Consider the following 13,096-nt stretch of genomic DNA (forward strand, 5'->3'; position numbering starts at 1 on the left):
TCATTTTTTGAGAAAGTTTTTTTAAAAAAGTTTTTCAGGAAGGTTCAGCTAAGAATTTTTCCGGTGAAAACTTGGAACATCCCGCGTTCACGATTGTTTAATTTATAAGGTGGTCATTTGCTGCTGCAAACGGAGTTCTTCCCTTTTTGGATCACTTGCTTGAAATTTAAATGGTGAAGAAAAGTCACTGTACTCTCATTCATCTGCATTTTCAGATTGTTGTTTTGTGCGCAAATAGTAAACATACGTAACTGGCAGAAGACCACAAATTAATAATACCCCGCCGATGATCACCCCGTTTATTATTGAGTATCCCTCACTTAAGGAGGTCAGGGTTCCAACCACTATGGATATGAAAATTATGATAAGTAAAGAGAGAACCAAACCATTTTTAGATGATTTTTCTTGATTTTCATGGTCGACACTGACATTCATGGATAGAAAAGCGGAAACCACCACAGTGACCATGAATACAATCCATAAAGGGTTTTCCGTCATTACGTCTAATCCTTTTGTAACTAAGTCATAGCCCAGTATACCAAGGATCCCAAGCGTTTGAATAATATAGGCAATACGAATGTTCTTCAAATTCTGTAAAATCAAACGCTCATCTTTTATTTTTTTCATGATGCCCACTCTCCCTTTCTATCCAAAAGACTTCATCCAAAGTTTTATTTACGGCATAACAGATTTCCAAGCATAGCTTTAAACTGGGGTTATAATTTCCTTTTTCTATTAAACTAATGGTTTGTCGCGTAACACCAACTTTATCTGCTAACTGCTTCTGTGTTAAATCTACTTGAACACGAGCGATCTTTACATGATTATTCAACTAGTGTACTCCCTTCTTTTTATTAGTGTAACATATAAATTACATAAAGGAAGATATATGTTACATTAAAACCGTTTTTTCAACTTAAAAAAGAGATATGTAATAAATGTCAGCGAGACAAATTGAAGTAAAAACCATACATCTTTTAGGAGTACAATCCCACAAAAAAAACCTCATTTGCATTCACCGCAAATGAGGTTTTCCTATATTTACATTGATTCTGCGTACTTCTCGCCTTCCAGCTTAAGCGCCCGATCCGTTGACGCATGAATTTCACGGATCAGATCAGGATTTTCTGATAATGACACTCCGTAAGAAGGGATCATCTCCTTGATCTTCGGCTCCCACTCTTTGATATGCTGCGGGAAGCATCGTTCTAATACTTCAAGCATGACGGATACTGCCGTTGACGCGCCAGGTGAAGCACCCAGCAAGGCAGCGACGGTACCATCAGCGCCGGTGACCACTTCTGTTCCGAATTGAAGGGTTCCTTTTCCGGCTTTTGTATCTTTAATTACTTGAACACGCTGTCCGGCCGTGACTAACTCCCAATCTTCGCTTTTGGCGTTCGGGATGAATTCACGCAGCTCTTCCATGCGCTGTTCTTTAGATTGAATGACTTGTTCAATCAAGTATTTCGTCAGGGACACGTTTTTGACCCCTGCCGCCATCATCGTGAAGAGGTTATCTTTTTTCACAGAAGTTAATAAATCGGATAGAGATCCTGTTTTTAAAAACTTCGGTGAGAATCCGGCGAATGGACCGAATAACAGCGACGTTTTATTGTCGATCAGGCGTGTATCCAGGTGCGGCACAGACATAGGGGGAGCCCCTACCTTCGCTTTACCATAAACTTTGGCATGGTGCTGTTCAATCACTTCAGGATTTTTACACACCATAAACTGTCCGCTGACCGGGAAGCCGCCGATATTCTTCGATTCAGGGATACCGGTTTTCTGAAGCAGGTGCAGACTGCCGCCCCCGCCGCCGATAAAGACGAAATTCGCCGTATGGTAGGCAATTCTTCCATTCTTATGGTCATGCACTTTGACTTCCCACCGGCCGTCACTCGTGCGCGTAATATCCTCCACACTATGCTTGTAATTAACATCAAGATCATTACTCTCTAAGTGGTCGAACAGCTTGTGTGTTAAGTCTCCAAAGTTCACATCCGTGCCCGCATCAATTTTAGTAGCGGCAATCGGCTCTGTCACTTTACGATTTTCCATCATAAGCGGAATCCACTCTTTAAGCTGTTCCGGGTCATCGGAGAATTCCATAGTCTCAAACAATGGGTTGGCTCCCATCTTTTCATAGCGCTTTCTTAAAAACTCGACGTTCTTCTTCCCTTGCACAAAACTCATATGAGGCAGTGACAGGATAAACTCCTGTGGGTTGCGAATCATATGACTGTTCACGAGGTAAGACCAGAACTGTTTAGACACCTGGAACTGTTCGTTCACTTTAATCGCTTTCGTAATATCAATCGAACCGTCCGGATGTTCATGCGTGTAGTTCAGCTCGCACAATGCAGCATGTCCCGTCCCTGCATTATTCCATACGTTGGAGCTCTCCTCCCCCGCACTTCCCAGCTTTTCAAACACTTTCACATTCCAGTCCGGCACTAATTCCTTCAGCAGTGACCCCAATGTAGCACTCATAATTCCTGCACCAATTAAAATCACATCTGTATTAGCTTCTCTGTTGCTCATCATTAACCATCCTTACATCCAAATATTTGGTGAAAAGATGCAGACGTTCGCGTAAGTACACCTTTTCTGTGAATAATTCCTATGATAGCGTTTTATAGATTTAAAAATCACTCTTGTCTGATAATTAAATTATAAACTATTTCCAGTTAGGTTAAAAGTGAGAGCCTGAACATTCATAGAGGAAAGCCCGCTCTATCCATAAAAAAAGCCCATTACTTTGAAAAGTAATGAGCAGGGAACACGCGATCAATCAAACCGTCGCTTTTTATAAATATAAATCGTGACGAACACACTGGCAACGGCCCATATCGATAAAACGAGGAAGTGGTCACCGACTGCCTCACCGTTATTCAACTGCAGAAGCAGCTGGCCGATTTGCTGATCAGGCAAATAGCTCATTGCATCAATAAGCCACTCGGCTTCAATCATCGTTTTAAAAATGTCGCCCATGCCAAAAATGAACAAGACAGGAATGACGATGACCGATGTTTCCATGACCGTACGAGAAACCAGTCCAAGAATCGTCCCGATACTGATAAATATAATGAGACTGATAAGCATGGCTGCCGCGGTGAGCAGCATCTGATCGGGCAGCGGTATGTTCCCGATCAGGACGACCGCCACAATCATAATGAGGCTTGAAACAGCAGAAATCACGCTTTTCCCAATGAAAATCTCTGCTGTATTGAGCGGAGACAGGAGCAGTCCTCTTAACGTGTTTTTCTCCTTTTCTTCCGCAATGACCGCCGCCTGGATAAAAGAACCAACGATGACCATCGTCAGCGTGATCGGCATAAAGACGGCCGCTGTCTGAACTTCTCCCTCCTGATTTAATAAAAGCGCAAAGAACAGCGGAATGACAGCCGTAGACAGCATATACGCATTTTTCAGAAGATCCCGATAATCCTTAATCACAACCGCTTGAATTCGTTTGACGGATATCATTAGAACAGCTCCTTTCCTGTAACACGTGCGAAAATATCACCTAAAGTCGGCTCATTGGAATGCACAGACGCCAGCTGCTGACTGGCGATCGCTGCCCCAATACGTTCCGCTCCTTCATGATCGTTGCCGACGAGCTGCTCTCTTCCATCCTTCAACAAAAGAGTGATCGAAGAATCCGAATGACTCACCCGCAAATCCCGCGGTGGCCCCTGCAGCTGAATGTGTCCTTTATTTAAAAAAGCGACACGATCGCAGATCCTTTCCGCTTCATACATATCATGAGTCGTTAAGAAAATCGTCGTGCCTTCTTCATTTAACGTACGTAAAATGCTGTGAATCCGCTCGGTACTGACAGGATCCAGGGCAGACGTCGGTTCATCAAGAAATAACAATTCCGGCTTATGCAAAATCGTCCGAGCTAACGTCACACGCTGCCTCATCCCTTTAGACAATTTGCTGACAACCTTAGATTCTTCCCCTGTTAATCCCACTTCATGCAGCACCTCGTCAATACGTTGATAGGACACATCGTACAATTTACAATACAACCGCAAATTCGCTTCAACCGTTAGCCGCTCATACAACCCGGTATTATCCGTTAATACGCCAATCCGCTTCATCTGCTTCGGATCTTTTAACTTTTCAACAGAAGCCCCAAACACGTGAATATTTCCCGACTGATACCCCTCCTGTGCCGTCAGCAGCTTAAGCGTCGTCGTTTTACCCGACCCGCTCGGCCCTAAGAAACCAAATGTTTCTCCAGGTTGAATCGAGAACGACAAATCGTCCAACGCTTTTTTCCCCTCATATTCCTTACGAACATTCGTGACGTCAATAATGTTACTCATCATCATTTCCCCTTTTCTGCTTTCGCAACTGGATGACTTAAGCTTATAACGGTCTCGTCATCACTACATTAAAAGCAGCATGAAAGGAGTGTTTCACCGGGTGAATGGAGCTATGAAACTATGAATAGAACGTCCAAATCGACCAATGGAGTAAATAGAGCTGTGAATCAAACGACTTGTCCCGACAATTTCCCGGGAAATATTCACTTACATGCGCAATACTTGCTTTAAATCCTGAAGCTTGCCTTTCGATAAAGGAATATTACTCTTATGATGATCATCAAGGATTAAACTGTAGCTGTTTCTCGTCCACGTCATCACCTCTCGCACCTTCTGCAGGTTCACAATATACGAACGATGGCAGCGAAAGAACCCAAACGGCTCCAGCCGCTCCTCCAACTGCTGCAACGTAATCGCACACGGAAACACCCCGCCCTTCACATGCAGCTGCACCGTCCCATCCACACTTTCCACATAATCAATCTCCGTAGGATCAAAAAGAATCATCTTCTCCTTCACCTTCGCCGGAATCCGCTCCAATTGAACCTGCGCACTAGATTCAGGATCCGGCAGGCTGTCCCCTTCCTGATCGGGCTGATCGCCCCCCGCTCCCTCGTCCGGCTCCTGCACATCCATCTTCTTCAAACCCTCTTCATTCAAACGGTACACCTCATTCGTCAAAATGACCGCACTCTCCATATTGCTCGTAATCACCAAAGCCGCCCCGCCTTCAGCCGTATGCTCATTGATCAACTCCCGCAAGAGGACCTTACTCTCCAAATCAATATTCTGATCAGGCTCCTCCAAAATCACAAGCTCCGGCTGATGAACAAGCGCCTTCACAAAAGACAACCGCCTCCGCTCCGAATAATTGAGCTGCTTAATACGCCGAGACTTCCCGCCCGGTAGATTCACTTTATGTAATAACCCATTAATATCGGCTTTCCTGCCGTAAAGCTGCTGGAAAAACTGTAAGTACTCATAAGGAGTCAAGCGCTCATATACACCCTCCTCATGACTCACCAGCCCAATACGATGGCTGTACCGCTTCCAGTCTTTAGGGTGAGACTGATCAAAGTAAGATATCCTGCCAGATCCCGCTTCTTCCCCCGTTAGAACATGAAACAATACCCTACCCACTATGTGATCGCATTGGACGGCAGCCACCTGGTTTAGCTGGAAGTGAAAGGGACGAAACCATACTTTATCACCTTCGACTTTTCCTACGTTTTCTATTTTGAGAACGGGTTTCTGGGACATGGGCGGTCACTCCTTTTTGATTTGGGTTACCGAATATCGTTAACAACTTTCATTGTTATTATATACAGGGGAATTAAAAATTTCATTAAAAGAAGGGTTAAAACCTGTGTAAGGCTTTAACCCTGAAAATTACTATGATAATTCTTTAATCTTGAAAGAAAATATTATGGTTTATCTTTTGATGATTATACACTATTACTCTCCTTCATGATTACGCCACGACGGCCGCTTACATCATGCCGCCCATTCACTGTATTAAATAAATAATAGAAAATAATACGTAAAAACCCTTATGTAACCAATGTTCCAACTTTATGTTATTAGTATGAAATAAAATAGCATATATGTATTAATAAAAAGAATCCAGTCAATATCCAGTCAGAAGTACGACCATACTTTCATTAAATCGCGACCTAAAACGACCTCCATTCTGATACAAAGTAGGTAACTGCTTAGGGAAGTTTATGAGAATGTAATACTGAAGGCTATTTGAAAAATTTTACAACAATTGAGGGTGGGGTATTTATACTATACAAGTTATTCATTTCAACCAAAAAAAAGCCCTTATCACAGGGCTTTCTATGTAAAAAAATTCACTTATACATTTTTGATTATTCTTATTTGCTTAAAGTATTCTTACGCATTTGGTTTTTATTTTGTGTTTTACCTTTCTTGAAAACGAGTTAATTACAAAATTTCCTTATTTTCACAGATTTATTATATCAAAAATTATACTTTTTAATATAAATACAAGCCCCCCAACAGGATCAATACTCATTACACCTCATCTCCTTCAAAAGTCTAAATACGAAAAACCCATATTTTAGTAAATTTCATTATTATTTGAAGGATTTTTACATTATTTGATGAATTATATACTTTACAGGTAAAAAAGTCACTGATATTTCTCATATCAAGAAACCTCAAATACTAAAGTCCCGTCTCTTCTAACATACACACCACCTATACAATAAGTTACTTTATCTAATTCGATAATACTTCCTGTGGAAAGGATGTTTTCACTACCTAAAATTTTAAACAGCTTGAACTCCCCAATAAAACTTACATTACTGTAAACTTCACATGTCATAATATTTCTTCACCACCTTATAAGGAGAGATGAAAATGAGTACTGAAACTAATGATCAACTCGAGAATTTAATGTTATTTTATCCATATCTAAAAAAAGGAGAAGTCGCCGATAAATTAACCTTTATGCAAAGGTTTTCTGATTTTAATGAGTTTTATTCAAAAATTAGGGAAGAAAACGAAGATGATGAAACATCTCAGTTAGTTGCAAAAACGTTAAATCAAGGTTTGAATGAAAAAAAACTAAGTATCGAAGAATTAGATGATCTATTATTTCTTCTGTTAGAAGACTCGTTATTTAACTCCTATATATTTGCTTTAGAACCAGATAACTTAGACACATCTAGCCCAGAAAAGGTAAATAGTCTTTTTAATTCCTGGGATTTACCGGAAAATAATGAACTACTAAATAATATAAATAGAGAGGGTTACTCTAAAGACTTTATAATTTGTGGTTATAGATTGCAGAGTAACACACAAGACAAAAACAATATTGAATCAATTAGAATTTTAGTATTTGATAAAGCAACTGTGGAGTTAAGCGATAAAAATGGTGAATCAAAAGAGTCAGTATACCCAACAATTATTGAAGTAGATTTTTCTAGAAGATTACTCCATATTAGATTAAAAGACGTGGATAATATTATTAACGCTGAGGATAAAATTAGAACTATGTCTGGGCGTATTGAAAATACATTACGTTACATAGATTCCTTTACTCCTCATATAATTTATTCTAAATTTGAAAGGTTTAGGTCTTCCCTCTTCAAACTTGAAGAGAACCTTTTACAAGAAAAACGTGACCTAGCATTTAAAAAATTAAAAGAATTTGATAACGAAATTAATGAATTCTCTGAAAGTGTCACTCAAAAGTTCAACCCTCCAAGTGATATGGATATTTCCGTGAAAAAATATATATCAAATGGTGTTCTTTCTGTGATAGCTACCACGTTGAATGATAGTACTGTTGGTGATGTGGTTGGAATAAAGTTCAGAAACAATCAGGAAGATGAAAGTGATAGAAAGTATGCGGAAATAACCATATCAGATAAAGGATTTAATTGTATTTCTACAAACAATCTATATTGGTTGAACTTGCCTGTTCTTCAAAATCGTAAAATGGTTGAATTCTTAAAGATTATAAAAAGCATGGAGACTGGTTTTGTGGTAGCAAATTTGGAATTCTCTATTGATACCGCGAACATTCGCTTATTACAAAGATCAAGCTATGAAAACGCAGAGCATAAAAAACCTACGCAAGAGAAATATGATGACTTTATAAATTATTTATGCGATTTTCTATGAATAAAGAGGGGGATCCTCTCTTTATTTATGGAAAATTTTATGGAAACAGTTTACACGGATTGTTTATTATGCCGCAATTTTTGTTTTTTATGTCCAGAGTGTCCAAAATGATCATTCTGTGCAAATTTATCCACAATGCTATCTTTAATTTTGTAGATATGACTCCTCGATAACCCCATATGTCGACAAACCGCAACCATACTCATACCGTCTAACAAACACTCCAGGACAGCCTTCTCTCTTTCCTCTTCAATAATAGACATTCGCTCCTGGATGTATAGAACTTTTCTCTCAAGATTATAAATCCAAGTATGTTTCTTATCTCGACGGTTTACCTCACGAGCTACTGGATCTCCTATCTCCCCTTTAGCTTTTGGAAGAGTCGATTCGACCCCAGACTGAGCTACAATATTGGTACCTGCACCCTCAAGCAAATTTCTTTGTCTCTTAATCTCGTTGATCATCCAGTTGTAATCACGCAATACATTCTCAACCTGCTTTTTGTTCATCTTTAATCTCGCCCCTTCACATTAAGCTCACCTCACCATATATCTTCTCCGAGTGAGTAAATTCCTCGCTCCTGACCATTCATCCTTTCTATATATTACATTTCCACTTAATAATATAATTTTCCTTATTTCCTTCTGAGACAAATAAAATGAGGACACAAATCAAGAACGTAAAGCTCTCAATTTGTGTCCTCAGGCTTCACTATCTCGGACAACTCTTGTTTTTCCGATGAGTCAGTATCTTTTGCACTATTGTCATTTGGATCAATATCTATTGAATAAATGATTTGGTCCATTAATTTCTCTTTGGAGATAATTTTTTTAATTTCAGAACTTATCGGATATTTTTCATTACCAATCAGAACAAACTCTTTATTAATTGGGTAATGTATATACCAAACCCATTCCTTTTCTGTTTCAGGGCATTCTTCTTTAAAATAAAAAGCTTTAATTGTTGACCATTTAATTAAGCGAGCTCCTGGTTTCAACAAAACAGGCATAACTAAACCAAATGTCAGACAATAAGCCAGGGAATTCAAAATACTTAAGTTACTATCATTCTCGATATCTATTGGAGGAATTAGAGAAAGGAAAAACACTGCTAATGATAGTACTGATAACGCTACTAAAAAAACGTTAAGCCTGTATCTATCTTTTAGTGCTGGTTTTAATTCCGTAGAAAAAAGATAAATAACTAAACCTAATATCAGAACCACACTAATTATCGCTATCCAAAGATAGATTTTAATACTACTAGCTAAACCGTAAAATAACATAAACCATATAAATGTGAAGAAAGAGTGTTTAAGTATACTTAAGACAGACCTTTTCTCTTTCGAATACAGTTTTTCTTCTAGAGGATCAGCCGTTAAAGTAGAAATTGATGCAGATTTAAATATAATCACTATGACCATTAAAACATACGAGGGGATAGGTATAATTTCCAATATATCTTTTATTTCATTCATGTGAGCACACCTTCCTAAAACAATTCACCTTCTTCAAATTTGATTTTAGCAGTTTTTCCCTTAGATGTCTCAATTATGGTAAATTCATGCTCTATTGCAACAGATACTTTTGCTTTTCCTTGTATCCCATCAAGCACACAGTGATCTTATGAAGGGTGCACTAGTGTAACTGCTAAACTAAGTGTAAAAAATAGAATTCTGAATATATTATTTCTGTAAGGTTAAATTTGTATTCGATAAAAATTATCCTCCCATAAATAAAATTAGATTTATATTATCCCATAACAAAATTCATATAAAGAAGTAAAAAGCCTCTCAAAGTATATTAGACTTCTGAGAGGCTTTTAGATTGAGACTTAGATATCAAAAATCCAGTCAATATCCAGTCGGAAGAACCAACTCAAACCGGCTATAAAACAACCCACACCTTTGAAGAAGTGCCTGGCTTCCACAGAGGCAAGAGACAACTCGCCGTCAAAACCCTTTGGAAATTACTATTCTTTTATATTTAACAATTCATGCAGCTTCTTACGAAGAGCCTTTTCTTCCCCACTGCCTGTTGTTTTGAAGCGCTTAATAGGGATGTTATATTTCTTCAGTATTTCATCTTTCATCTTGTCTCTATTTAACTGCTTTGGATTATTCTCATGAAACTCGTATCCATCTACTTCAACTACTAATAGAGGCATCTTGTCCAGTTTATTGAATATAACAAAGTCGGTGTGAGTCAATTCATTCATGGCGTATTTTCGTTCTTCAGGTGTAAGCAACTCCGTATCGTTTATTAGCATCTTTAAAGGCTGGTGGAGCACGCGGCCTAATTTTCTAAATTCATCGCAGTCTAATACATTTTCTATCACAATATTCATGAGGTTCTCAGACGTATGTTCAGATACTTTTTTACTTTTAGCCATTACTTCCAGTAACTTATCGGAATAACTACTGTATAAAAGATCGAATATTGAACGAATGTTACTGTTGATGATCTCGAAGTTATTGTATTTTATATAATTAACTAAACCTCCAATATTAGTTCCCCGCCACTCCTCGCTGTCTTTGGCAGCCACTATAATTAGTTTTTTTACCGCTCTTGAAACGGCAACATTGATAAGGTTTGGATCATCGACAAAGTCATTAACATTAACCTCATTAGAGACTGTGGAGAGTATAATCACATCTTTTTCTCTACCTTGGTATTTATGAACGGTATCCACTTCACTATTTAAGGAGATGGCCCTATCTTGAATCCCCTTTACTTGTAATCGATAAGGAGCTGTTATTCCAACTGATTGATCACCTGTATTTAAATCCAGGCTCTCTACTACTTCATTATAAATAACATCAATCTGTCGGTGATTTATCATGCCCCGTGCATGGTTACCTTTAACGGTTTGAAATAAGGTTAACGGTTCGTCACTTTCTTCCTCTTCAGTTAAAATAATTAATTCATTATTGTAAAACTTTTGATTACAGAAATTTATTATCTTAGGATGGCAGCGATAGTGCTCCTTTAACAAAGTTCTCGGGATGTCGTTGTACAAGCTTACAATTGATGACAATAAACTATGTTCCGCGTAATTATATTCATGGTCAAGATTATATTTTTTATATATTTCACCTGTTAACTTCTTTTCCTCTTTAGATATCACGTTAGGTAATTGTTTAGAGTCTCCGACTATTACTGCGTTTTTAGCACAAGACAAAGCAAGTGCCCCTGTTACCAAATCTACCTGAGAAGCTTCATCTATTAAAACATAATCAAATAGGTAATTACTTTTAGCACTGCTGAGTAACGAATGAGTCGTACTTAAAATTACAGGATATTCTTTTATAAAAGAATTGAAATTTTTCCATAGATCTTCTTTCTGAAAGACCCTTCTATTTTGGCTTAAAGCGTACTTTTGTGCTAAGTAACTTTTTAGTAATTTCATGGATTTCTCGCTATAATCCTGCATCTCATGTTCAAAATCAAACCGCTCTAATTCCTTAGTTAATAGCTTTATCTTTTTCTTTACTTCTTCCATTCTTGTTTTATAATATGTATCCTGCAAGTAAGAAACGACCTTTTCAGGTGAGGATTTGTAGAATCCAAAATCATAAATTCCATACTTAAAGAAATTATGAATCTTCCCAATAAACTTGAAGTTTCTGTTTCTTAATTTATATTTGTAATCAATTAATAAGTTTAAAATTCTGTCAGCATTTAGACGATATAGACTCTTCAGCGTAAGGTCAGAAGAATTATATTTCAAAGAATAGTCGGCAAAATATTTATATTCGGTTTGAAGAGCTCTTAACTCTTGTTTTAGTAACGCTTGTTTGTTCTTCTTGTGAAGCATTTCATCTAATTTATGTTGTGATTCGTTCAACTGCGTTTTTAGTTCGTCATAATCATTATCATCTATAAGCCAGTTGCTCATATCAGGATAATCAGAAGTTTGATTTGTGAAGAAGGTTTCCTGATTTAGCTTATTGCCAAGAAATGCGGCTATAAAATCAAGATTATATTTCTCTAGCTTTTCTAAAACATTATTTGTAGCAGAATTATTATTCGATACTACGGCAACTGTTTTTCCATTCATAATGGCATTTGCAATAATGTTTAATATGGTTTGAGTTTTCCCTGTTCCAGGTGGACCTTCTATAACACTTAACTGATCCGACATAGCTTTTTCAACAGCAGATTTTTGACTAGAATTAAATCCAAAAGGAAATACGATTTCTCTCTCATTTTCTCGACTAGCAAATGGTTGCCTCTGCAAGTACTTCGCCAAAACACTACTAGAACTTACGGTGCCTAGCTTCTCATACTGTTTACTTAAGAAAGTTTTGTCCTCTTCATTTGGATTATAGTTGGCTATTTCTTTAAAGTATTCAAAACAGTTATGTGCATTTTGATTAGATAAACAATTCTTTTCAAACCTTATTTCATCCTTTGAATAGGTTTTTTTAAAACCATTGTTAAATATAACCCTTACATATGTATCAAAATCTAAAATTTGGTTTATACCCGTAAGAGGATTATTGTTCTCGTACACCATAATATTTTTTAGGTCCTTTAAAATGGGGTCACAAAAAAACTTTATATTCTCTTCCTTGTAGCTATATACTTTAGAATTATTAAAATATCTTATTTTCCAGTGTTCATTGTCTTTTTCAAATAAATCAATTTGCTCAGTCTTATCCTTTTCTTTTACTAAGACCATGTATTTATTTACATCCAACCCACTCATTCTCCCCTTTCTTTTTAACCACATCCAAATGCTTATATAGAATTTTAACACAATAAGACTCATTCAAAAGATATACGTAAGTTCTTCAGTGCATGGATCTTCTGTTTACAAGTATTATTAAAACCATTGGATTATTTTCTTTAAGAGGATTGGCTCTTGTATAATGGATAAGGGTAACCATCTAATGAGGGTGATTTATGAGAAAAACAAAAATAAAAACTGCCAACCGAAAAGCTTTAGAGCGAAGTGGGCAGGCACTTTTACGGTGGGGGATAGGTTAAAAGAGATAACACAGTAATATCTGAATCAAAAAAGGTTATGTGAATAGTAATATAACCACCAAGCAAAGAACCAATAAGGACAAGTGCTGACTTCCGCTATTTTTCAAAGATGGA

The 13,096-nt window shown here is 37.4% G+C and carries 11 protein-coding genes; 1 reads left to right on the top strand and 10 read right to left on the bottom strand.

The features are described from left to right. Window positions 1–195 precede the first annotated feature (195 nt). The 6 genes from O2Q26_RS08995 to O2Q26_RS09020 all read right to left on the bottom strand — a co-directional run bounded on the left by O2Q26_RS08995 (window position 196) and on the right by O2Q26_RS09020 (window position 5,597). Window positions 196–627, bottom strand: a complete 432-nt coding sequence (locus O2Q26_RS08995; protein WP_289215597.1) for a hypothetical protein — start codon at window positions 625–627, stop codon at window positions 196–198. Next, complete coding sequence (locus O2Q26_RS09000) at window positions 608–832, bottom strand: helix-turn-helix transcriptional regulator (RefSeq protein ID WP_289215598.1); 225 nt, start codon at window positions 830–832, stop codon at window positions 608–610. The genes O2Q26_RS08995 and O2Q26_RS09000 overlap by 20 nt, the downstream gene beginning before the upstream one ends. A 209-nt stretch (window positions 833–1,041) precedes the next feature. Beyond that, window positions 1,042–2,544, bottom strand: a complete 1,503-nt coding sequence (locus O2Q26_RS09005) for a malate:quinone oxidoreductase (RefSeq protein WP_289215599.1) — start codon at window positions 2,542–2,544, stop codon at window positions 1,042–1,044. Between the two features lie 246 nt (window positions 2,545–2,790). Continuing rightward, a complete protein-coding gene (locus O2Q26_RS09010; RefSeq protein ID WP_289215600.1) occupies window positions 2,791–3,489 on the bottom strand; it encodes an ABC transporter permease in 699 nt (232 codons plus the stop codon). Beyond that, window positions 3,489–4,337 carry an ABC transporter ATP-binding protein gene (locus O2Q26_RS09015; protein ID WP_289215601.1) on the bottom strand — a complete coding sequence of 283 codons (849 nt, stop codon included), beginning with the start codon at window positions 4,335–4,337 and terminating at the stop codon, window positions 3,489–3,491. Before O2Q26_RS09015 ends, O2Q26_RS09010 begins: the two co-directional genes overlap by 1 nt. A 207-nt stretch (window positions 4,338–4,544) precedes the next feature. After that, complete coding sequence (locus O2Q26_RS09020) at window positions 4,545–5,597, bottom strand: LytTR family transcriptional regulator DNA-binding domain-containing protein (protein WP_289215602.1); 1,053 nt, start codon at window positions 5,595–5,597, stop codon at window positions 4,545–4,547. A 1,125-nt stretch (window positions 5,598–6,722) separates the two neighbouring features. On the opposite strand from O2Q26_RS09020, the gene O2Q26_RS09025 reads away from it, so the two are divergent. Then, complete coding sequence (locus O2Q26_RS09025) at window positions 6,723–7,991, top strand: hypothetical protein (RefSeq protein WP_289215603.1); 1,269 nt, start codon at window positions 6,723–6,725, stop codon at window positions 7,989–7,991. 50 nt (window positions 7,992–8,041) lie between these two features. On the opposite strand, the gene O2Q26_RS09030 is transcribed toward O2Q26_RS09025, so the two are convergent. The 4 genes from O2Q26_RS09030 to O2Q26_RS09045 form a co-directional block, all read right to left on the bottom strand. After that, window positions 8,042–8,500, bottom strand: a complete 459-nt coding sequence (locus tag O2Q26_RS09030; protein WP_289215604.1) for a helix-turn-helix domain-containing protein — start codon at window positions 8,498–8,500, stop codon at window positions 8,042–8,044. Between the two features lie 179 nt (window positions 8,501–8,679). Continuing rightward, window positions 8,680–9,468 carry a hypothetical protein gene (locus O2Q26_RS09035; protein WP_289215605.1) on the bottom strand — a complete coding sequence of 263 codons (789 nt, stop codon included), beginning with the start codon at window positions 9,466–9,468 and terminating at the stop codon, window positions 8,680–8,682. A 14-nt stretch (window positions 9,469–9,482) separates the two neighbouring features. After that, complete coding sequence (locus O2Q26_RS09040; protein ID WP_289215606.1) at window positions 9,483–9,605, bottom strand: XtrA/YqaO family protein; 123 nt, start codon at window positions 9,603–9,605, stop codon at window positions 9,483–9,485. Window positions 9,606–9,962: 357 nt separating this feature from the next. After that, window positions 9,963–12,701 (bottom strand): AAA domain-containing protein, encoded by a 2,739-nt coding sequence (locus O2Q26_RS09045; protein ID WP_289215607.1) that lies wholly within the window; start codon window positions 12,699–12,701, stop codon window positions 9,963–9,965. Window positions 12,702–13,096: the final 395 nt, after the last annotated feature.

Source organism: Halobacillus campisalis (assembly GCF_030345335.1).
Lineage (GTDB): Bacteria > Bacillota > Bacilli > Bacillales > Halobacillaceae > Halobacillus_A > Halobacillus_A campisalis.